Source organism: Pauljensenia sp. 20925_1_34 (assembly GCF_041432775.1).
Lineage (GTDB): Bacteria > Actinomycetota > Actinomycetes > Actinomycetales > Actinomycetaceae > Pauljensenia.
The window spans coordinates 97130-119439 of sequence record NZ_JAPWAG010000005.1 but is presented as its reverse complement, the minus strand read 5'-3'; the positions used below and the strand labels follow the sequence as shown (position 1 = coordinate 119439).

At 66.4% G+C, this 22310-nt stretch carries 16 protein-coding genes and 1 CRISPR repeat array; of the genes, 9 read left to right on the top strand and 7 right to left on the bottom strand.

Translation table 11 applies throughout. The features are described from left to right. Window positions 1-124 precede the first annotated feature (124 nt). From O3669_RS03665 to rfbA, 3 genes are read right to left on the bottom strand one after another with little or no spacing between them, the layout of a single operon-like run. Entirely contained in the window at window positions 125-562 is a 438-nt protein-coding gene (locus tag O3669_RS03665; RefSeq protein ID WP_295918657.1) for a DUF2304 domain-containing protein, read from the bottom strand. Continuing rightward, the gene (locus tag O3669_RS03660) at window positions 559-1314 is read right to left on the bottom strand and encodes a glycosyltransferase family 2 protein (RefSeq protein WP_295967399.1); all 756 of its coding nucleotides are present in this window, start codon (window positions 1312-1314) and stop codon (window positions 559-561) included. Before O3669_RS03660 ends, O3669_RS03665 begins: the two co-directional genes overlap by 4 nt. Continuing rightward, window positions 1315-2187 (bottom strand): glucose-1-phosphate thymidylyltransferase RfbA, encoded by an 873-nt coding sequence (gene rfbA, locus O3669_RS03655; RefSeq protein WP_295918661.1) that lies wholly within the window; start codon window positions 2185-2187, stop codon window positions 1315-1317. It lies immediately after the preceding gene. A 197-nt stretch (window positions 2188-2384) separates the two neighbouring features. Here rfbA and O3669_RS03650 point away from each other — a divergent pair, with 197 nt between their 5' ends. Next, window positions 2385-3812 carry a sugar nucleotide-binding protein gene (locus tag O3669_RS03650; RefSeq protein ID WP_371523689.1) on the top strand — a complete coding sequence of 476 codons (1428 nt, stop codon included), beginning with the start codon at window positions 2385-2387 and terminating at the stop codon, window positions 3810-3812. A gap of 390 nt (window positions 3813-4202) precedes the next feature. After that, window positions 4203-5340: a CRISPR direct-repeat array (repeat unit 24 nt; unit sequence GTCTTAATGCACCTTATGGCGCTC). 351 nt (window positions 5341-5691) lie between these two features. Here the strand turns inward: O3669_RS03650 and O3669_RS03645 are convergent. The 3 genes from O3669_RS03645 to O3669_RS03635 all read right to left on the bottom strand — a co-directional run bounded on the left by O3669_RS03645 (window position 5692) and on the right by O3669_RS03635 (window position 10615). Next, complete coding sequence (locus O3669_RS03645) at window positions 5692-7764, bottom strand: N-acetylmuramoyl-L-alanine amidase (protein ID WP_371523688.1); 2073 nt, start codon at window positions 7762-7764, stop codon at window positions 5692-5694. 311 nt (window positions 7765-8075) lie between these two features. Then, window positions 8076-9317, bottom strand: coding sequence for a glycosyltransferase (locus tag O3669_RS03640; protein WP_371523687.1), 1242 nt, complete (start codon window positions 9315-9317; stop codon window positions 8076-8078). Next, complete coding sequence (locus O3669_RS03635; protein WP_371523686.1) at window positions 9311-10615, bottom strand: nucleotide sugar dehydrogenase; 1305 nt, start codon at window positions 10613-10615, stop codon at window positions 9311-9313. The genes O3669_RS03640 and O3669_RS03635 overlap by 7 nt, the downstream gene beginning before the upstream one ends. On the opposite strand from O3669_RS03635, the gene O3669_RS03630 reads away from it, so the two are divergent. After that, on the top strand, window positions 10608-11807 hold the full coding sequence (locus O3669_RS03630) for a glycosyltransferase (protein ID WP_371523700.1): 1200 nt from the start codon (window positions 10608-10610) through the stop codon (window positions 11805-11807). The genes O3669_RS03635 and O3669_RS03630 overlap by 8 nt on opposite strands. A 377-nt stretch (window positions 11808-12184) precedes the next feature. On the opposite strand, the gene O3669_RS03625 is transcribed toward O3669_RS03630, so the two are convergent. Continuing rightward, window positions 12185-13468, bottom strand: a complete 1284-nt coding sequence (locus tag O3669_RS03625) for a lipopolysaccharide biosynthesis protein (protein ID WP_371523685.1) — start codon at window positions 13466-13468, stop codon at window positions 12185-12187. A 99-nt stretch (window positions 13469-13567) separates the two neighbouring features. Here O3669_RS03625 and O3669_RS03620 point away from each other — a divergent pair, with 99 nt between their 5' ends. The 7 genes from O3669_RS03620 (at window position 13568) to O3669_RS03590 (ending at window position 22159) form a co-directional block, all read left to right on the top strand. Further along, window positions 13568-14719 carry a glycosyltransferase gene (locus tag O3669_RS03620; RefSeq protein ID WP_371523699.1) on the top strand — a complete coding sequence of 384 codons (1152 nt, stop codon included), beginning with the start codon at window positions 13568-13570 and terminating at the stop codon, window positions 14717-14719. Window positions 14720-14966: 247 nt separating this feature from the next. Continuing rightward, a complete protein-coding gene (locus O3669_RS03615) occupies window positions 14967-16802 on the top strand; it encodes a phosphotransferase (protein ID WP_371523684.1) in 1836 nt (611 codons plus the stop codon). Continuing rightward, the gene (locus tag O3669_RS03610; RefSeq protein WP_295921776.1) at window positions 16799-17773 is read left to right on the top strand and encodes a DMT family transporter; all 975 of its coding nucleotides are present in this window, start codon (window positions 16799-16801) and stop codon (window positions 17771-17773) included. The genes O3669_RS03615 and O3669_RS03610 overlap by 4 nt, the downstream gene beginning before the upstream one ends. Window positions 17774-17829: 56 nt before the next feature. Then, window positions 17830-18687 (top strand): phosphorylcholine transferase LicD, encoded by an 858-nt coding sequence (locus tag O3669_RS03605; RefSeq protein WP_371523683.1) that lies wholly within the window; start codon window positions 17830-17832, stop codon window positions 18685-18687. 31 nt (window positions 18688-18718) lie between these two features. Continuing rightward, a complete protein-coding gene (locus tag O3669_RS03600) occupies window positions 18719-19618 on the top strand; it encodes a phosphorylcholine transferase LicD (protein ID WP_371523681.1) in 900 nt (299 codons plus the stop codon). Beyond that, complete coding sequence (locus tag O3669_RS03595) at window positions 19615-20967, top strand: lipopolysaccharide biosynthesis protein (RefSeq protein WP_371523680.1); 1353 nt, start codon at window positions 19615-19617, stop codon at window positions 20965-20967. Before O3669_RS03600 ends, O3669_RS03595 begins: the two co-directional genes overlap by 4 nt. After that, window positions 20960-22159 (top strand): glycosyltransferase family 4 protein, encoded by a 1200-nt coding sequence (locus O3669_RS03590; protein WP_371523679.1) that lies wholly within the window; start codon window positions 20960-20962, stop codon window positions 22157-22159. Before O3669_RS03595 ends, O3669_RS03590 begins: the two co-directional genes overlap by 8 nt. Window positions 22160-22310: the final 151 nt, after the last annotated feature.

Here is a 22310-nt window from a genome sequence, read left to right as displayed (position 1 = left end):
GCCGCACCCACCCGCGTCCCACCACAGGACGCACCCAACGACACACACCGGGGCCCGTCAGGCGTTCAACCTGACGGGCCCCGGCCTCGTCAATGGAAGCGATCAACGGCTCACACGTGCCGCCTCAGCGCTTCTTCTTGCCTTTCTTGCCCCGCGAGGAGGGCTTCTCAGGGGTGGGCTGCCCCGACGAGGAGGCGCGCCCCTCAAGGGCATCGAGGCGGCGCTCCAAGCGCTCGACCTGGAGGCGCAGGATCGCGGCCTCCTCGGTGAGGCGCCGGCGGTCCTCATCTCCGCGCGAAAGGTCGACCGAGAACCGCAGGGAGAGCAGCAGCAGGACGACGCCCGCCACGAAGAATCCCAGGTTCAGCGGAACGACGACGCCCAACTGGAAGGCGGTCCACTTCAGGATCGGCGGGAAGAGGGAGAGCAGCGCCGTGCAGAAGGCAATCCAGTACCACCACAGGCCGTAGCGTTCCTTCATTCCCGAGTTGCGCATCTTGACGAACACCATCACCAGGATGATGCACGCGAAGACGACTCCGAGCACGTACGTGGGACTCATGCGTTCTCCTCCGCGGCCGGGGCGACCTCTTCGCCGGGGCGGGTCAGGGCCACGGCGAGCGCGAGGGTGGCTCGCACCAGGAAGAGCGCCGACTTGATCGGGTTGTGCGACGGCTCGCCGCCGGCGCGTGGGTGCATCTGCACGCCGACCTCACGCACGACCAGGTGAGAGCGGGCCGCGATGACGAGAGCGCCGATCGTGTCCCCCAGGTACTCTGCCGGGTAGTTGTGAGCGAAGAGCGACAGGGCGCGCGGGCCGTAGAGCTTGAACCCGCTGGTCGTGTCGGTCAGCTTCGTCGTACACACGCGCGAGAGGATGAACGAGAACAGGTTCATCGCCCATTTGCGCGGGCCTCGCGCCTGATAGTCACCCTTGCCGGCGAAACGCGACCCGATGACGACGTCGGCGTGCTCAGCCGACGCCATGTCGATGAGCGTTTCGATTTCCGTGGGGTCGTGCTGACCATCCGCGTCAAGCTGGCAGGCGTACTCGTAGCCCATGCGCCGCGCGTACTGGAAGCCGGCGCGCATGGCGCCGCCGACCCCCAGGTTGATCGGCAGGTCGAGCACGGCCACGCCGGCGTCGCGCGCGATCTGCGCGGTAGCGTCCGTGGACCCATCAGACACGACCAGGATGTCCGCGAAGGACGGCTTTTCGACCTTCACAGACTCCAGGACGCCTCCCAGCACTGCTTCTTCATTCCACGCGGGAATGACGATCAGCAGGCGGGACTTAGCACTCGGGCGCGACACTCAGTTGTCCTCACGGTTGAGCAGCTCGAGCAGGTAGGCTCCGTAGCCGGACTTGACCAGGGGCTCGGCGCGCTGGCGCAGGCCCTCGTCGTCGATGAAGCCCATGCGCCACGCGACCTCTTCGGGGGCGCCGATCTTCATGCCCTGGCGGGCCTCGACCGTACGCACGAAGGCGGTGGCGTCAGCGAGCGAGTCGAAGGTGCCGGTATCCAGCCACGCGGTGCCGCGCGGGAGGACCTCAACCTTGAGCTTGCCGGCCTCGAGGTAGGCGCGGTTAACGTCGGTGATCTCGTATTCGCCGCGCGCGCTGGGCTTGAGGTTGCGGGCGATGTCGACCACGTCGTTGTCGTAGAAGTACAGGCCGGGAACCGCGTAGTTCGACTTGGGCTTCTCGGGCTTTTCTTCGATCGAGAGGGCGTTGAATTCCTCGTCGAACTCGACGACGCCGTACTCGCGCGGGTTGGATACGTGGTAGGCGAAGACCGCACCACCGTCGGGGTCGACGTGGCGACGCAGCTGCGTACCCATGCCGGGGCCGTAGAAGATGTTGTCGCCCAGGACCAGCGCTGCGGCATCGTTGCCGACATGGTCCGCGCCGAGCACGAAGGCCTGCGCCAGGCCGTTGGGCTCGTGCTGGACAGCGTAGGAGATACTCACGCCGAGCTGGCTGCCGTCACCGAGCAGGCGGTGGAACGACGGGGCGTCGTGCGGCGTGGTGATCACCAGAACGTCCGAGATGCCGGCCAGCATGAGGGTCGACAGCGGGTAGTAGATCATCGGCTTGTCGTAGACGGGGACCAGCTGCTTCGATGTCCCCAGCGTGATCGGGTTCAGTCGGGTGCCGGACCCGCCTGCCAGGATGATGCCTTTCATGTTGCCTCCGCTTCCTGGCGCGTCCTCGTGTGGGTCGCGCATCATTGACAATTATCCCTATGTGACGCTATTTTTCCACAACTGTGGCCTCCCGCACGCCGATGGGACGCAGTACCCTCACCGGTGGTGCGCAGATCGGCTAGAATTTGTATGGATTGTTACGTCCGCACGATACCCACGCACATAGAGGAAGAACAATGGCGCCCACTGCTAAGCCCCTGGGGATCACGACTACGCCGATCCCCGGCTTTTTGCGCATCGACCTGACCGTTCACGGCGACAACCGAGGCTGGTTCAAGGAGAACTGGCAGCGCGAGAAGATGGTCGCGCTGGGCCTGCCGGATTTTCAGCCGGTGCAGAACAACATTTCTTTCAACGACGAGGTCGGGGTGACGCGAGGCATTCACGCGGAGCCGTGGGACAAGTTCGTGTCTGTCGCCACCGGCCGCGTGTTCGGCGCGTGGGTGGATCTGCGCGAGGGGCCCTCGTTTGGCACGGTGTACACGACGATCATCGATCCGGGCGTGGCGGTGTTCGTCCCCAAGGGCGTGGGTAACTCGTATCAGACGCTGGAGCCGAATACTGCCTACACGTACCTGGTCAACGATCACTGGTCGCCGGACGCGAAGTACACGTTCTTGAACCTGGCGGACGAGACGGCAGCCGTGGATTGGCCGATCCCGCTGGATCGCGCGATCCTCTCAGATAAGGACAAGGCGCACCCGCGCATGGCAGACGTGACACCCTTCCCCGCGCCCACTCCGGCGGGTCGCCGCGCGCTCGTGACGGGCGCGAATGGTCAGCTGGGCCGCGAGCTCATGCGCGTCCTGCCCGAGGCTGGCTTCACGGTGACGGGCGTGGACCTGCCGGAGGTATCCATCTCGAACGCTGAGCAGGTGGCGGCCCTGCCGTGGGACGAGATCGACGTGGTCATCAACGCGGCCGCGTGGACGAACGTGGATGGCGCGGAGACCCCGGAGGGACGCCGCTCGACGTGGGAGGCCAACGCGACGGGTCCGGCTATCCTGGCTCGCGAGGCGACGGCGCACGGCGCGACGCTCGTGCACATTTCGACGGAGTACGTCTTCGATGGCACGCAGGATGTGCACGTCGAGGACGAGGCCCCCTCCCCCTTGAGCGCGTACGGCCAGTCCAAGGCGGGTGGCGACGCGGCTGTTGCCTCGACGCCCAAGCACTACATCGTGCGCACGTCCTGGGTGGTGGGCGACGGCAAGAACTTCATCAAGACCATGGCGTCGCTGGCCGATCGCGGCATCTCCCCGTCGGTCGTGTCGGACCAGGTGGGCCGCCTGACGTTCACGTCGGATTTGGCCCGCGGCATCATTCACCTGCTGACGAATGAGGCACCCTACGGCGTCTACAACCTGTCGGGCGAGGGCCCGGTCATGAGCTGGGCACAGGTCGCCAAGCGCGTCTTCGAGCTGTGCGGCCGCAACCCCGAGGATGTCACCGAGGTGACCACGGAGGAGTACTTCGCGGGCCGCGAGGCTGCGCCTCGTCCCCTGTCCTCGACGCTGGACCTGTCGAAGATCGAGGCCACGGGCTTCACCCCCGAGGATTCCTCCAAGCGCATCGACACCTACGTGGCATCCCTGCGCGGCTGATTGCGTGCGTGGCTCGGCCCCGGGCGTTTCGTTCTCGCGAGCGCCCGGGGCCTTGCTGTGTCTGCGTTCGTTGCGCGCTCTTTCTGTGCGCCTGGGGGCGGCTCGCGGTAATCGCGGTGACTCGCGGCGACGAGGCCGTGGCGCGCTTGTGGAGAGGAAGGGCCGTCTTGGCTAGCTGAGTCGCCTATTCAGAACGCAATACGCTATCCAGAAGATCACTGCGTGCAGGCCTTCACAAAGCACCCCTCAGGCTTCCGCCAGCTCATGCTCCTGCGTGCGCGCACGCGGATAGGTTATCAATATGCGGATAACCTATCCGCGAAAGCATGGGATAGCGGCACTCCACGCGGCTGATGCTGCGCTCCGCACACGGCCACGACACTGCCCGTATTACGGCGCTCCATGCTTTCTGACCTTTCCTTTAGGAAAGAGGTGAGAGCGGTGTTTTGTCTTAATGCACCTTATGGCGCTCGGTGCTTTCTGACAGAGAGTACTACAATGTCGTTCATTACCGATGAAGTCAAGTCTTAATGCACCTTATGGCGCTCGATGCTTTCTGACGCTGGCAAGAAGATTTCGTGCCACATCATGAAGAGCGAGTCTTAATGCACCTTATGGCGCTCGGTGCTTTCTGACCTGCACCCATTCTCTATCCAATGGTTCATTACTGTGCCGTCTTAATGCACCTTATGGCGCTCGATGCTTTCTGACCCGTCATCTTGATCAACCGAAAGAACAAAGTGCCGATCGCGTCTTAATGCACCTTATGGCGCTCGATGCTTTCTGACGCGTGCCTGCCTGAGTGGATGCAGGCCATGGATCGCACGTCTTAATGCACCTTATGGCGCTCCGTGTTTTCTGACCAGGCGATTACTACTGGGTCGAGACTCTGACCGATGAGTCTTAATGCACCTTATGGCGCTCCATGCTTTCTGACCTCTAAGCAGGTCCAAATCAAGAACCGCTACGCTCTCACGTCTTAATGCACCTTGTGGCGCTCCGCGCTTTCTGACTTCTACTGCACGAACACGGCCAACTGGGCGGAGACACCTTAATGCACCTTATGGTGCTCCGTACTTTCTGACACCTAAGATGCTGTCGCCGAATACCACTATTTGGTGGTCTTAATACACCTTGGCGCTCCGCGCTTTCTGACCCGTAGACGCGTTCTACGAGTTCACCGATGAGCAGCTGTCTTAATGCACCTTACGGCGCTCCGTGCTTTCTGACTCAGCAGACGGACTGGGAGATGGCGTTTTCTCTGTGTCTTAATGCACCTTATGGTGCTCCGTGCTTTCTGACGCATCCTCCAAGCGTTCCCATGGCTTCGCCCACTCATCGTCTTAATGCACTTTATGGCGCTCCGTGCTTTCTGACTGGAGCAGGACGTCGATACGTCTTACTCTGAAGCGCTGTCTTAATGCACCTTATGGTGCTCCGTGCTTTCTGACTCGTGTTCGGGGACTCCGATGGAGATGGGGTCTGCGATAAGTCTTAATGCACCTTATGGTGCTCCGTGCTTTCTGACAGCCCGGCGTGTCGCACCTGCTGTGACCAGGGGAAATGACACCTCGGATCGCCAGGGGCCGAAAAAGCACGAATCTGACCCGCATGCACGACGTCAGATTAGCAGCCTTTTCGTTGCAATACCGCGCATCGCCACCGACGGCCAACAACACTCGTCCCGCCCCGGAAACTCACGCTCACACCGGCATGTCGCGCCACTCCACACATGCACCACCCCACACGCCAAGCAGCCGACTAACCGCACCCAAGCCCGCATGCCGCCCCGTGCAGCACTCTCACTCGCGCAAAGAGGCCGGGGCTCGCCGCACCTTTCAGCGCGACGGGCCCCGGCCTCGTGAGGAGCGACAGCCCCTTAGAAGTACGTGTCCAGCATGGACACCAGATCGTAGCCGTACCCGCGTGCGGCAGCCCAGCCGGTGCGGTTCGGGTTCTCCTGGATGCCCAGGTACTCGACGACGGGGGCCGCGCCCTTACGCACGTAGCCGAAGCGCGGATCCACGACCGGGTAAGCCAGCGAATCGGCGGACGCGGACGGGTCCGCGTAGGCGCGCAGGTGCTGGACCTGGGCACGAATGCCCGTGCGCACGTCGGGGAACTCAGCCCCCGCCGCGCCGCCGCCGACAGCGCCGATACCCGCGAAGTTGAACTGGTCAACCTCGACGTCGCCGCCATACTGGAGCCAGCCGGTCTCCTTCATGGACTGGACGAACACCAGCTCGGGGGACACGCCCTCAGCCACGGCCTCGTCGTAGATGATGCCCGCGAAGTCGCGGATCGACGGCGCACCACCATCCGCCAGTTCCGACGGGTAGGGGCGGCCCGCGTCGTTCCAGGCGTCGACCATGTCGTCGATAACCTGCGAGCGCGAGGCCATGGGCGCGGTCATGATGAGGCGCTGGCCCTCCGCGTTCGTCACCGCGTCGCGAGAGCCGGAGCGGGAGTCAGCATCCGCTCCGGGAGCGCCGCTGCCGTCCGTGTAGCCCAGCCACGCACCCGAGGAGGCGAAGGAGGACTCGCGGCCTTCAATTGTCTTCGTACCGGTCGCCATCGCGCCGGTGGTGGGATCCAGCCAGTACCAGGAGCCGCCCGAGGCGAGCCAGCCAGTGCTCATCACGCCGGAGCCGTTCATGTGGAACCAGTCGCCGCCGACCTTGATCCAGCCGGTCTTCATGATGCCTTCGCCATCCAGGTAGTACCACTTGCCACCGTCAAGGAGCCAGCCCGTGGCCATGACACCATTCCCGTGCATGAAGTACCACTCGTTGTCATCCTCGGTCAGCTGCCAGCCGGTGAGCATACGACCGTCGTCATCGAAGAGGTACAAGTCGTTGCCGACTTCCGTCCACCCGACAGCCATTGCGCCGGACTTACCCAGCCAGTACCAACTGCCCTTGTAGGACAGCCAGCCCGTGGCCATCGCACCTTGGTCGTCCAGGTAGTACCAGGAGCGCCCGTCCTTCACCCAGCCGGTGGCCATGTCACCCTGGGAACGCAGGTAGAACCACTTGCCGTTCTCCTGCTTCCAGCCCGTCACCATTGCGGTGGTGTCATCGAAGAAGTAGCGGCGACCGTTGATGGTCGACCATCCGCGGATGGTGCGCCCGTCGGAGCCCGCCCAGTACCAGCGCCCACCAGCCGAGAACCAGCCGGTGGCAGCCTTGCCGCCGCGCATGAAGCGCCAGGAGTCGCCCGATTTCTCCCACGTGCCCTTACTCAGGCCGTAGGTCTCGGCAATACCGGTCGCGTCGGCGACACCTAGGGAGCGCACGAACTCGGGGTCGCGCAGCATCTCGGCATCCGAGGGGGACGTCACGAAGGCGTGCTCGACGATGATGCCGGGCATGTTTTCCTCACGGGCCTGGCGGATGATCGCGTAGTAGTCGCCCGTGGAGCCGTCCGGGTAGTCGTAGTAGGGGTTGTCGCGGGTCTTGATGCCGCGGTCGGCCAGCCCCAGCGAGGTCAGCTCGTCCTGGATGTTACTGGAGAGCTGACGACCCTTCGTGTGGGTCCAATAGTTGTAGGACGAGGAGTTGCCGTACCAGACCTCCGCGCCGCGCGCGATAGGCGAGGCGGAGTTGAAGTGAATCGACACGAGCGCGTCAGCGTCAGCAGCTGCGGCCATCTCGACGCGGCTTGACAGGTCCGCGCCGAGGTTTTCGGACGGGCGCACGTCCGTTGTGCGGGTCATGACGACGGTGACGCCGTCGTAGGACTCGAGTTCTTCTTTGAGAGCCAGGGAGACCGCGAGGGTCAGGTCCTTTTCTTTGAGGCCGTTGGCGACCGCGCCAGGGTCGGATCCCCCATGCCCGGGGTCGATGGCGATGATGATGCCGTTGGCCGCGTGCGCAGGCGGCACCAGGGCCGCGACGGCAGCGCCGAGCGCCAGGGTGAGCCCGGCCGCGAGTTTCCTCCACGGAGATCGCATAGTCATCCTTCAAGTTGCTAATGTGACAATCGAGATTGTAGTTACTTATGTTGTAACTGTAAATATGAGAATGGATACACGGATAGACTGATACAAACTAGCATCACAGTTTTGCGAGTTCTGAGACAGCGCCACGAATCTTCTGCGCCTTCACCCAGGAGGCCTTCACGGACGAGGCCTGGGCCAGTCCCACTTCCCCGCCCAGAAAGGGGGCGGCTGGAAGGGGACGGCTGAAAACACGGCAGCTCGGAGCTGCCACGCGGACCTCGTCATCGAAGCAACGCGCGACGGGACAGGAGCAGCCTCGAACGCTAGAGGGCCGAGCACACCACCGCAGCCGCCGCCCGCGAGGACGCGTCGACGGAACGGTGCGCGCGCACCCAGGCGCGCACGCCCTCGGCTCCCGCCCACGTAACGGCGTCGGAAGCGAAGGCAACCATGGCCTCGGCGACCTGGGAAGCGTCAAGGGAGCATGCGACCCCCAGCCCGGCATCGCGCACGTCGGAGGCGGCCTGCCCGGGCCCGGCGTAGATGACGGGCGTGCCCTGAGCCAGGGAGGCGAGGATCTTCGTCGGGTAGGCGTAGTCGTATCCGCCGGGGCGCAGCGACGCGAGCGTGGCGGTGGCGCGCGCCATCCACCGGTCGGCTTCGTCGGCGCTGACGGCGGACCGCAGGCACACCCCGTGGACGCCGCGGGCGCGTGCGGCCAGTTCTTCCCAGCCGCTCCCCTGCCCAACAAAGACAAGGCGCGCATCCCCGAGGCTGGCGCGGGCCCGCTCGAAGGCGTCGACGAACACCTCGGGGGCCAGCCAGTGCGCGACGGTGCCGGCGTAGACAAAGACGGGTCCGGTGCAGGAGGGGAAGCCCTCGGGCACGCCACCCGCCACGGCCTCGGGCACGCGCACACCGTTGGGGACGACGACCACGTGCTTCGCCCCGAGGTCACGCGCACGCCGGGCGACCCCGTCGGACACGGCGATGACGCTGCGGGCGCCGCGCAGCGCGAAGGACTCCAGGGCAGCCACCGCGCGCACGATCGGGCGCGGCACGCCCGCGAGCGCGGCGGCGTCGGAGACGATATCCGCGCAGTAGTAGACGTAGGGCAGGCGCCGCAGGGCGCACGCGAGTCGCACGGCCGCGCCGGTCGTGGGCGGCGGCTCGCTGACGACCACGTCGGGGCGGGCACCGGTCAGCAGGCGCGCGATGAGCGGCAGGTCGAAGGACAGGTAGGACACGTATCCGCGCACTGCTCCCGTCTTGTCGCGTAGCACGGGCGCGCGCCGCACCTCGACGAGGCCGTGGCCGCCTTCGCCGTTCCCCGTTTCCGCGGGTGCCCCCTGGCCCTGGGTGCCTCCTTCGCGTTCGAGTGGGGTGGGGCCGTGGGGGTCGTCTGCGGATGAGGCGGCATCGCGGGCGACGCTGGGAGCAAGCCGCGAGGTGAGGACGCGCACGCGGTTTCCACCCGCGGCGAGCGCGCGGGCGAGGGCTCCGAGGCGCAGCGCGGCAGCGGTTGGTTCCGGTGTAAAGGTGCGGGTTGCCAGGGTGACTAGCATGTGGGGTTGTCGCCCCCGCCGATGGTGATGCGAGGGGTTCCAGCCCACAGTGAGGGGGCGGTCACAGCGCGCCCGTCGACGAGGAGGCGCACGCCCGGCAGATCGCCGGGCGTGAGCTCACGATAAGAAGCGTGGTCGGCCTGGATGATGGCGACGTCCACTTCTTCGCCGAGGTGGTAGGCGTCCCAGCCGAAAGCTGCCAGCTCAGAATCGGAATACAGCGGATCGTGAACGCTCACCTGCGCCCCGGCCTCGTTAAGGGCCGACACGACGCCGAAGACGCCGGAGAACGCGGTTTCTTTGACCCCGCCGCGGTAGGCGGCGCCCAGGACCGCGACGCGCAGGCCCTCCAGGGATCCCAGCAGGGCGGCGGCGCGAGCGACCGCGTAGGCGGGCATGTCGGCGTTCGCGGCGCGCGCGGCCGACACGACGGTCGCGCCCGGATCGCCGGCCAGGTAGAGGCGCGGGTAGACGGGGATGCAGTGCCCGCCGACCGCAATGCCGGGCCGGTGAATGTGGGAGTAGGGCTGGGAGTTGCAGGCTTCGATGACGCGCGCGACGTCGATGCCGGCCGCGTCCGCGTAGCGTGCAAACTGGTTAGCCAGGCCGATGTTGACGTCCCGGTAGGTGGTCTCGGCGAGCTTAGCCATTTCGGCCGCCTCGGCCCCTCCCATGGGCCACACGCCGTTGGGCCGTGGCAGGTCCTCGCGCTCGTCGAAGGAGAGGACGGCCTCGTAGAAGGCGACGCCGCGCGCCTCCCCGGATTCGCTGAGGCCCCCCACGAGCTTGGGGTAGCGGGCGAGATCAGCGAAGACACGCCCGGTGAGGACGCGCTCGGGCGAGAACACCACGTCGAAGTCGCGCCCCTCGACGAGGCCGGAAATCTCCTCGATGAGGGGCGCGTAGCGTCCGCGCGTCGTGCCCACGGGAAGGGTCGTCTCGTAGGACACGAGGGTGCCGGGCGTGAGGTGTGCGGCCATCGAGCGGGTGGCGGCGTCCATGATGGTGAAGTCGGGGCGGCTCACCTCGTCGACGACGAGGGGCACAACCATGACGACCGCGTCGGCGCCGGGGATCGCGTCGGCGTACTCGGTCGTCGCGCGCAGGGCGCCGGAGGAGGCCAGCGGGGGCAGGTACTCGGCCAGGTGCGCCTCGCCCGGGAAGGGCTCGACTCCCCCATTAATCAGATCCACCGTCTGCGGGTTCACGTCCACGCCGACGACGCTGTGCCCGCCGCGCGCGTAGTGCACCGCCAGCGGCAACCCGATCTTGCCCATCCCGACGACCGCGATCCGCATGCGGCTCCCCTTTCTGGCTCTGGCCTCGTTCATCCCCTCCAGTGTAGTGCCCCGCCCCACCTACAATGGGGGCGTGGATCGCGCGCTCAACCTCCTGCTCTACCCCTCTGACCTGGCCTCACCCGGTCGGCTGGTGAAGATCGCACGCTCGCTATCCTCGCTGTTTTCAAGCACGCAGGTCGTCGGCATCGATCAGGGCGCGCTCCCCACCGACGAGGCCGTGGCCCCCACCGTGCACCTCACGCGGATCCGGGGAGCCTCCCTGGGTGCGCCCCTGGGAGGGGTGCGGGTTGTCGCGGCGTGGGGTGCTCGGGTGTATCGGCGGTTCGCGAGGCAGCGGGTCGCGGCCGTTTCCGCGCAGAACCTCTTCCTGCTACCCCTCGCGCATGCGCTGGCGCGGCGCACAGGCGCGGTGTTTGCCTACAACGCGCACGAGTTGGAGACGGAGACGGTGGGGTCGGCGGGCCTGCGCCAGCGCCTCCAGCGAGCCATCGAGCGCCGCTACATCCGCCGCGCGGACGTGGTGTCCGTGGTCAACGAGTCGATCGCTCAGTGGTACCGCGAGGCCTACCCGGGCGTGGATCCCGTCGTCGTGACGAATGCCCCGACGGGCGCGGACGGGGTCATCGACCTGCGCGCGCGCCTGGGGATTCCCGAGGGCGCGCTCCTGTACCTGCATTCGGGCTACCTGGCGCCCGGTCGCAACATTCCCCTGATTCTGCGCGCGTTTGAGCAGGTGACAAGCGCGCACGTGGTTTTCGTCGGTTCCGGCGCCCTGCTGCCCGAGGTCGAGCGGGCCGCCGCCTCTCACCCCAACATCCACCACCTGCCACCGGTGGAACCCGAGCAGGTCCTGGCCATGACGCGCGGGGCTGACGTGGCGCTGTGCCTCATCGAGTCCGGGTGTCTCTCCCACCGCATGTCTACGCCCAACAAGATGATGGAGGCCTTCGCAGCGGGCGTGCCCGCGCTGTGTTCCCCCCTGGCCGAGGCCCGCCGGTACCTGGGCGACCAGGCGCCCGCGTGGGTGCTGGAGGACCCCGAACGCGACCTGGCCTCGGCCCTGCGTCACATCACGCGCGACGACATCGACGCGTTCGAGGCTCCGAGAATCCCCACGTGGGAGGAGGGCGCCGCGCGCCTGCGCAAGGCCTACGAGCGGGCCCTCGCCGCGCGAGCAACACATCAATAGTTCCCCCAAAATCTCGCACGTAATTTGGGTTCACTAACTTTTCTTAGTGCCGCTAAAAACTGCGGAATATCAACACTTTTTACCTTGCCCACAAACGGACCACATGGAAATTACGTGCGACTTTTGGGGGGAGGGGCATGTCAGGAGGCGACGACATCGCCTGTTTCACAAGGGTTTCACGAGGCCGACGGGCGTGTCACGAGGCCTCGGCCCACCCGATAATTGCGCCCCTACTGATGGTTCCTCAAAAAAGTCGCACGTAATTTGGGTTCACTAACTTTTCTTAGCATTCCTAAAAATAGCAGAATATCAAGGTTTTCGACCCTACACAGAAATGGACCACATGGAAATTACGTGCGACTTTTGAGGAAAGCCCGTCACACCACTTCCGGTCGCACGCCTTCGCCGCGGTCGTAGGCGCGCGCCGTCAGGAACGCCATCGCCAGCATGCCCACCAGCAGAATGGCCATGAGGCCGCCAAGCACGGCGACCGTGGTCTCTATCCCGTAGGGACTCAACCAGAGCCACGCGAGGGGCGCGGCGCAGTACACGCAGGCGAAGGCCAGCATCCGGCGCTGGTGATAGGTCGCGACGAACACATTGGACAGCGGCGAGGTGGCGACAGTCAGGGCCAGCCAGGGCGCCAGGGAGCGCGCGAAATACCCGGCGGCCTCCCAGCGCGCCCCAAAGACGAGGGGAAAGAGCCAGGGACTCACCCAGGCGAGCAGGGCGAACACGGGAATGGAGAACCCTAGGGCAGCTCCCCCGACCCGCCGCACAACGGCACTCATCTGCCCCGGCGGCGTATCGGAGAGGCGAGGCAGGTACACCTGCGACAGCGCCCCGGCGATGAGGGCGACAGGAGCCTGGAGGGCCATCCACGCCATGTTGAACTGCCCCAGCGATGCCACCGAAAACGAGGCGATGAGCATGGGAATCGCGCTGGTGCGCAGCGCGTCGACGACGACGTTGGGCACACCGACGAGCGCCATCTTCCGGTAGCGGGTGGCGACGGCGCATAGGGAGGGGTCCGAGGCCTCGGCGAGGCGGGCGTCTCGGGAGCGCCAGCTCAGATACGCCACGGCAATCCCCTGTCCCGCCAGGGTCGCGCCAATGGCGGCGCCCAGCCCACCGGAGGCCACAAACCCGCAGGCGAGCTGGAGCGCCGCGATGCCCAGGGAGCGAACGACGGAGGACGACGCGATCGCCTGGAAGCGCCGGTGCCGGGTCAGCCAGTAGGAGCAGACCTGCCCTTGGGCGAGGAAGAGCACGGAGAGCCCGACGGCCAACATCCACCCGGCGAGCCCGGCCCCGTAGCGGGCGGACACCCACAGCCAGGAGGCGGCGGCAACGAGCGTGGCAACCCCGGAAGCGGCGAGCACGCAGCGCGAGGACAGGCGGAACAGGGAGCGGGCGGAGGCCTCGTCCCCGGGGGAGGGCAGGACGATGGACAGGTCGAAGCGGGCGCCCGCGACGGCCGCGCCGAGCGTGGCGGCGGACGTGAAGATCCCCAGGTACCCCAGGTCCGCGTCGGTGTAGAGGCGGGCGATGCCGATCTGGGCGACGAATGCGATGACTTGGGCCAGGAGGGTGCCACTGAGCAGGGTGAGCACCTGGCGCAGCACGCCCGAGCGGGCGGGTCGGACAGGTGCAGTCGTCATGTGTTCATTAAATCACCAGGTCGCCTTCCGCAGCCCGTAGGATGGTGGCATGCCCGTTTCCCCGCGCGCCGCGAGCGCCCGCAGCGTCGGGCGGCTGCCGTGAAGGTCGCCCTGACGAAGGGAACCCTGCTGGTTCCCCCGACGTATTTCGCGGTCGCGCACGCGCTCGCCATGCCGGAGTGCGACTGGCGGGTGTTCACGTTGGCGGCGCGGGTCAGTGATTCGTCGGTCGGACTGCCCATTTACGAGGCCGCCCCCGGCGCGCTCTCCCCTGCTCTCCCCGTGCGCGCGCTGCGCCAGGCACGAGGCCTGGGCGCGATGCGCCGCGCGGTGTCCTCGTGGGGTCCGGACGTGATCCACCAGCATCAGGCCACCTGGTCATTGCCGGCGGTGGGGGCCGCGCGCGAGAGCGGCGCTGCCCTGGTGGTGACGTTGCATGGAGGGGACGCGTACCCGAGGCTCGGGCGAGGCCTGGGCGCGGCCTGGAACGCCCACAATCGTCGGGCGGCCTTCGAGGGGGCGACGCGTCTCCTGGCGGTGTCGCGTTACCTGGCGGACGTGGCCCTGGGGGCGGGCGCGGATCCGGCGCGCCTGTCCGTGCATTACCAGGGCGTGGATACCGACTGGTGGACTCCGGCCCCCGCGCGCAACACTGTTCCCGCCGAGCCCGGCCACGGCCTCGTCGATGCCTTCCTGCCAGCAGATGCCGATACCCCTGTCGTCCTGTTCGTGGGGGCGTTGTCCACCCTGAAGGGCGTCGATGATCTGGTGGAGGCCTCCGCCGCGCTGGCGACGCGCCGCCCGCATCGCCTGGTTCTGGTGGGCGACGGTCCCCTGGCTCCCGCTCTGAGAGCGAGTGCACCCGCGCACGTGAGGCTCACCGGGCGCCTTCCGCGCGAGCGCGTGCGCGAGTGGGTGCGCCGAGCCCGAGTGATTGTCTTGCCGACGAAGCCGACGCAGGGGCGGCAGGAGGCGGCGGGCCTGGTGCTGCTGGAGGCGCAGGCGTGCGGCGTGCCCGTGGTGGCGTATCGGACGGGCGGGACGCCGGAGATGGTCGCGCCCGGTGCTTCGCTGCTGACCGCCGAGCGCACGCCGTGGGCCCTGTCCCACTCCATCGACGAGGCGCTGGCATGGTCGGACGCGGAGCTAGCCGAGCGTGGGGCGGCGTGCCGCGCCTGGGTCGACGCCGAGCGCTCTCTGCGCGCATCGGTCGCCCAGCTGCGCGCGATCTACGAGGCCGTGGCCCGGTAGGCGAGGGCGCGCCGAGCAGGCGAGGGGCCGCAACGCACCCCTGCGAACGAGCCGCATCTGTCAGGGCGCGTCGGCCCTGACACCGCGCGTGAAGACACGCCACCAGGCCCGGCATGTCAAGGAAAACACGACCGCCACACGACACGGATCATGTGCTTACCACCACCAAATGTTCACATTTGGTCACATGGGTGCTATGCTCGAACACGCAACACCCAGGCAACCCCTGTGAACGAAAGGTGATCGCATGCCCTCGACGAACGTTGGCACTCTCAGCGAACCCCAATTTAACGTCCTGACCGCCCTGGCGCGGGCCGGATCCGCCCTCACGCAGCGCGCGCTGTCCGTGGCCACCAGCATGAGCCTGGGCCGCGTCAACACCGCATCGCGCGAGTGTGAGGCCGCCGGTTACATCGAGGACCGCGCAATCACCGACGCGGGACGCGCAGCACTGGAACCCTATCGCGTCACGGGTGCCGTCATCATGGCGGCCGGCCTGTCCGCGCGCTTCGCCCCCATCAGCTACGAGCGTCCCAAGGGCACGCTCAAGGTGCGCGGCGAGATCCTGGTCGAGCGTCAGATTCGTCAGCTCCACGAGGTCGGCATCACGAATATCACGCTGGTCGTCGGCTACAAGAAGGAATACTACTTCTACCTGGCCGACAAGTACGGCGTCGACATCGTCGTCAACCGTGAGTACGCCACGCGTAACAACAACGGCTCCCTGTGGCGCGTGCGGGAACGCCTGGACAACACCTACGTGTGTTCCTCGGACGACTACTTCACGACGAACCCCTTCGAACCCTACGTCTACAAGTCCTACTACTCGGCCAACTACGTCGAGGGCCCCACCGACGAGTGGTGCATCAAGGTGGGCGCGGGCGACCGCATCACGGGCGCGACCGTGGGCGGCGAGGATGCGTGGGTCATGCTCGGCCACGTCTACTTCGACCGCAACTTCTCCGCAACGTTCCGCGAGATCCTCGAACAGGTCTACGACAAGCCCGAGACTGTCTCGAAGCTGTGGGAGTCCATCTACCTGGATCACATCAAGTCGTTCGACATGGTGATCCGCCGCTACCCCGACGGCGTCATCCACGAGTTCGATTCGGTCGACGAGGTGCGTGACTTCGATCCGCTGTTCATCGAAAACGTCGACTCCGAGGTATTCGACCACATCGTCGAGACTCTGGGCTGCGCAAAGTCGGAGATCCGCGACTTCTACCCGCTCAAGCAGGGCATCACGAACCTGTCGTGCCACTTCGCGGTCGGAGACGACGAGTACGTCTACCGCCACCCCGGCATCGGCACGGAGAAGATCGTGGACCGCAGCGCAGAGTTCGCCGGCTTGCGCCTGGCCGCCGAACTCGGCATCGACGATACCTTCATCACGGGCGACCCGGCGGCGGGATGGAAGCTCTCGCGTTTCGTGCGCGACGTGCGCAACCTGGACGTGACCCGCCCCGAAGAACTGAAAGCGGCTATGGAGATGGACCGCGCCCTGCACACCTCCGGTCGAGTCCTGGACCGCTCCTTCGACTTCGTTACCGAAGGCTTGCGCTACGAGGGCCTCCTAAAGACCTTCGGCCCGATTGACGTGCCCGGATACTTTGAGCTGCGCGACAAGGTCCTGCGCCTGAAAGCATTCGCGGACGCGGACGGCTTCGATAAAGTCCCCTCGCACAACGACTTCTTCCCCCCGAACTTCCTGGTGGATAAGGACGGCACCATCAGCCTCATCGACTGGGAGTACGCGGGCATGTCGGACATGGCAGCAGACTTCGGCACGATGACCGTGTGCACGGCGGAGATGACCCGCGAACGCGCGGCCGCTGCCCTCGAGTACTACCTGGGGCACACCCCCACTGAGCGCGAGGCGCGCCACTTCTTTGCCTACGAGGTCTTCGCCGGCTGGTGCTGGTACCTGTGGGCGCTGGTCAAGGAGGCCGAAGGCGACGACGTGGGCGAATGGCTCTACATCTACTACTCGCACGCGACACGCACAATCGATTCCCTGCTCGCTTCGTACGAGGCCACCTCGACCTCGGGCGCGCAGGTTTCCCAGGAGGGTGAACTGGCATGAAAACTCAGCACGGAGGCAAGCGCTACGGCTTCTTCTCGGGCGCTCTATGGGGCCTGGACACGGTCGTGCTAGCGATCGCGCTAGCCATGATTCCGTTTGACGGCTTCGGCCAGTCGGCGCTCGTTGGCGCGGTCCTGCACGACGTCGCGTGCGCCGTGATCCTCCTGGTCTACATGGCGATTCGCGGGCGCCTGAAGGACACCTGGAACGGGCTTCGCACCCGCCCGGGTATGTCGGTTGTCGTGGCGGCCCTGCTGGGTGGCCCGATCGGCATGAGCGGCTACCTGATTGCCATCGACAACATCGGCCCCGGCCTGACAGCGATTATCTCGACGTTCTACCCGGCCCTGGGAACGCTGCTGGCGTTCGCCCTGCTCAAGGAGCGCATGGCTCCGCGTCAGATCGTGGCGCTGCTGGTGGCGCTTGGTGCCATCGTGGTGACGGGCTTGTCTGCAACCTCCGACCCCGTTAAGGACGGCAACGCGATCCTGGGTATCATCGGCGCGCTGGCGTGCGTGATCGGCTGGGGGTCCGAGGCCGTCATCCTCACGTGGGGCATGCGCGACGAGGCCGTGGATAACGAGGTGGCGCTCCAAATCCGCGAGACCACGTCGGCCGTGGTCTACCTCTTCATCGTTGCTCCCATCGCGGGCGTCTTCGGCTTCACGCTGCACTCGCTGGCTCACCTGTCCGCGGGCGTCGTGGCCCTGGCCGGCTTGGCTGGGACGGCCTCGTACCTCTTCTACTACAAGGCACTGTCGGCCATCGGCGCCTCGCGAGGCATGGCCCTGAACATTTCCTACTCGGCGTGGGCGATCATCTTTGCCCTGGTGCTGCAGGGAACGATCCCGACGCTCACGCAGGTCATCTGCTGCGTCGTGATCCTGGTGGGCACGGTCCTGGCGGCCACCTCCAACTGGGGTGACCTGCTTCCCAAGCGAACGGAGAAGGTCACGAGCTCCCAGGCGTGAGACAATGGCGGGTGGGCGCAGGCGCGCCCACCCGCTTAGTCGTATTCGGAGGACTTATGACGACGCCCGACGCCGACCTGCGCAAGGTCCAAAAACTCCTGACGCTGATCCTGGCTGAATTGGATCGGGTGTGCCGACTCATCGGAGTGTCCTACGCGGTCTACGGCGGCACCGCGATTGGCGCGATCCGCCACGGCGGCTTCATCCCCTGGGATGACGACATCGACGTAATGATGACGCGCGCCGACTACGAGCGTTTCCTGGCCGAGGCGCCCGCGCTGCTGGATGAGCGTTTCCGCCTGGATAACACGCGCACGCGCGAGGACTTCCCCTTCATGTTCACGAAGATGGTCCTGCCGGGCACGCTCCTGATCCCGGAGGCCGACAAGGACTCGAAGTACCGCATGCCCTTCTTCCTGGACATCCTGCCCCTGGACGAGATCCCGGCCGACGAGAAGGCCTTCCGCCAGATGTCCCGCCAGTCGTGGCTGTGGGGCCGCCTCCTCTTCCTTCAGGGAACACCTCGCCCTCACCTGATCAACACGCCCACGTGGAAGAAGGCGCTGATCTTCTCCGCGACGACCGTGGCGCACCTGGGCCTCAAGGCCGTGCGGGCCACGCCGCGCAGCCTACAGGCCCGCTGGGAGAAGGCGGTTCGCCGCTACGAGGGCACGGGCACGGGCGTGTACGCGGACTTCACGATGCGCGACCCGCAGAACTGGATCGTGCGCGAGGAGGAGTTCTTCCCCACCATCGACGTCCCCTTCGAGGACATCACCGTCATGATTCAGCACGAGTACGACTCGCTGCTGCGCGCGGGCTACGGCGACTACATGCAGCTGCCCCCGCCCGAAAAACGCTACAACCACGAGGCGGCCGTCATCGACTTCGGCCCCTACGCCGACTCCCTGTAGACCCGCGACCCCATCGAAGAATCGGAGAGACATGAGCGCGGCAGATCCCGCAACCCTGGCAGCCATTCAGCGCGTCACCAGGCGGTGCCTGGCTGAGATCGACCGCGTGTGCGACCTGTTGGGCGTGCGCTACGTCGCCTACGGTGGCACGGCGATCGGCGCGGTGCGCCACCGGGGCTTCATCCCCTGGGACGACGACGGGGACGTGTGCATGCCCCGGGCGGACTACGAGCGTTTCATCGCGGAGGCCCCCGCGCTCCTGGGGGACGAGTTCTTTATCGCCTCGCCCGCCTCGCACTCCAACTACCCGATCAGCTTTGGCGTCCTGGGCCTGAAGGGCTCCGAGTTCGTCTCGAAGGTCGCCAAGGACCGAGCCTTCCGCATGCCGATCGGCGTGGACCTGTTCGTCCTGGACGAGATCGCGGCCGATCCGGCACGCTTCCGCTCCCAGTCGCGCGGCACGTGGCTGTGGGCGCGCCTCATGTTCCTGCGCTCGATCCCCAACCCGCCAACGGGGCTGCCCACGCCGGCACGCCAGCTGGCCTCGGCGGCCATGGCCTGCGCGCACTGGGGGATGCGGGCGCTGCGTGTGAACGAGGCCTCCCTGTACCGCCGCTGGATGCGCGCCGCCCTCAAGGGGCGTGAGAACCCGCAGCTGGCCGCTGACGGCACGACCCTGTACGGGGACTTTTCGACGCGCGATCCCAGGCGATGGAGCGCCTCGGAGGCCGAGCTCTTCCCCGCCAAGTCCGTCCCCTTCGACGACATCACCGTGCGCATCCCCGCCGCCTACGACGTCGTGCTCACGCGCGGCTACGGCGACTACATGCGCGTGCCGGATCCCGAGGACCGTGTCACGCACGAGCCCTTCCACATCGTCTTTGGACCGTTCGACCCGGGCCCCGCGACCCAGGACGGAGTCGGCGCGTGAGCGAACAGGACACCACGGCCTCGTCCATGCCCGAGGCCCAGGGCCCCGGCGAGCAGGTGGAAACCACCGAGGAAGCCCTCGAATCGCGTGGGCAGCTGGGGCGCGACTACCTGTGGAACACGGCCGCCTCCCTCATGTCCAGCCTCGCGGTGGTCATCATGGGCGTGGCGATCATGCGCTCGGGCGCGACCGACACCTTCGCGCGTGCCCAGTACGGCCTGTTCACCCTGGCCCTGGCGATCGGCCAGCAGTACCAGACGGTGGGCCTGTACGAGGTGCGCACCTTCCACGTGACCGACGTGCGGCGACGCTTCGATTTTGGCACCTACCTGTCGACGCGCCTCCTGACCTGCCTGGTCATGGTGGGCCTGATCCTCTCCCACTCCTGGAGCTCCTCGACGAAGGACCCCTACCCGGCGTTCACGGTCATCGCCGCCATGGCGCTCCTGCGTATTTTCGACGCCTTCGAGGACGTGTATTACTCGGAGTTCCAACGCTCCGGGCGCCTGGACATCGCGGGTAAGGCCTGCTTCGCGCGCATCTTCACGACCACCTTCTTGTGGTCGGGGCTGTACTGGTTCACCCAGGACCTGCTCCTGTCCACGCTGGTCACCTTCGCGGTCACGTGCGTCGTGCTGGTCGTGGCCTACGGGCTGCCCGCGCGCGGCCTCTTCTCCCTGGCCCCGTCCTTCAATGCACGAGGCATCGGCGGAATCCTGTGGGAATGTCTGCCTCTGTTCATCGCCGCCTTCCTCAACCAGTACCTGGCCAACGCGCCGCGTTTCGCGATCCACGCGAACCTCGGCGACGAGCAGCTGGGCGTCTTCGCGATCATCTACATGCCGGCCGTCGCGATCAACATGCTCTCCCTATTTGTGTTCCGCCCCCTGCTCACGCGCATGGCGCTGCGTTGGACCGAAGGTAAGCGCGGCGAGTTTTTCTCGATCGTGCGCCGCGGCCTGCTCACGACCGCGGGAGCCTTCGTGCTGGTCGCCGTCGTCACGTACTTTATTGGCGCTCCCCTGCTGACCCTCGTGTTCGGCACGGACGTGTCCGACTACGTGCCCGAGCTGATGGTGCTCGTCCTCGGTGGTGCCCTCAACGCGGCCGGCGTCATCCTCTACTACGCGCTGGCCACCATGCGCCGCCTGCGCGCCGTCCTCGTCGCTTTCCTGATCGCGGGCGGCACCGCCTACGTCGCGGCCGCCCCGCTCGTGCGATCCTACGCGATGATGGGCGCGTCCCTGGCCTATGCTTCAACCATGGCGCTGCTCGCGATCCTTTTCGTCGCGTTCATGCTCATCCCCGTTCGCAACGCACCTATCGAAACGGAGTCCGTCAATGGCTGACCGCTCTCAGTCCCCCATCAAGGTCGGAATCTTCATGGAGTTCTTCCTGCCCTACCTGGGCGGGATCGAACGCTACCAGGATCGCCTGAGCGAGCAGCTGCGACTTCTCGGCTACGACGTGTTCATCGTCACGTCCCTGCACGACGAGTCCCTGCCCCGCTTCGAGGACAAGGACGGCCTGCGCATCTACCGCCTGCCGACCAAGAGTATCTTCAAGCAGCGCTACCCCTTCTTCAAGCGCGACGCCCGCTTCAAGGAAACGATGGCCGCCGTCGAGGCCGAGAACGCGGATTTCTACATCGTCAACACGCGTTTCCACCTGACGAGCCTGCTCGGCGCTCGCCTCGCGCACCGCCTGGGCCGCCCGGTCGCACTCATCGAGCACGGCACCGCGCACATGAGCGTGGGCAACCCCGTGCTGGACTTCTTCGGCGGCATCTACGAGCACGGCCTGACCCACTTCGTCAAGAAGCACGTGACCTCCTACTATGGGGTGTCGCGCAACTGCAACAAGTGGCTGCGTCACTTCACAATCAAGGCCTCGGGCGTGTGGTATAACGCGGTGACGCCGGAGGATACGGCCGTGGCCGACGACCGCTACGAACGCCTGTGGCCGCGCGGGGGCGAGGGCTCCGAGATCGTCATCTCCTACGCGGGCCGCCTCATCGCCGAGAAGGGCATCGTCGCGCTGCTGGACGCCTTCGCGCGCCTGCGCGCCGAGCTGCCCGACGTACCGCTGCGCCTGGCCGTGGCTGGCTCCGGCCCCATCGAGGACGAGCTGCACGCACGCTACGGCTCCGACCCCGCCGTGACGTTCCTCGGCAAGCTGGACTTCCCCGGCGTCATGAGCCTCTACCGTCGTTCCGACGTGTTCGTCTACCCGTCGATGTACCCCGAGGGTCTGCCCACCTCCATCCTCGAGGCTGCCCTAGGCGACTGCGCGATCATTGCGACGCCGCGCGGCGGGACCGAAGAAGTTATCACCTCCCCCGCTCTGGGCTGGATCGTCGACGGCGCCACGTCGGAGCAGCTCACGAACGCGCTCGTGCCCGCCCTGCGCGAGGCCGTCACCGACCCGGTGCGTCGCGCCTCGTGCGCGGCGGCCGTCGGCGCGCGGGTGCGCGAGCACTTCACGTGGGCGTCGGTTGCCCGCGAGGTTGCCTCCGTCATCAACGAGGCCGTGGCCCGCTAGCCTCCCCTCAGCACCCCACCGCCGGACTTCCGTGCGGCGCGAGGACCGCCCACCGCACCTCCGCTCGCCCGGGGGCGGCCGCCTACTCGCGCAGGCTATCCACACGTTCATTCACTAATGCACTAGACATGTCCAGACATAATGAGACGAA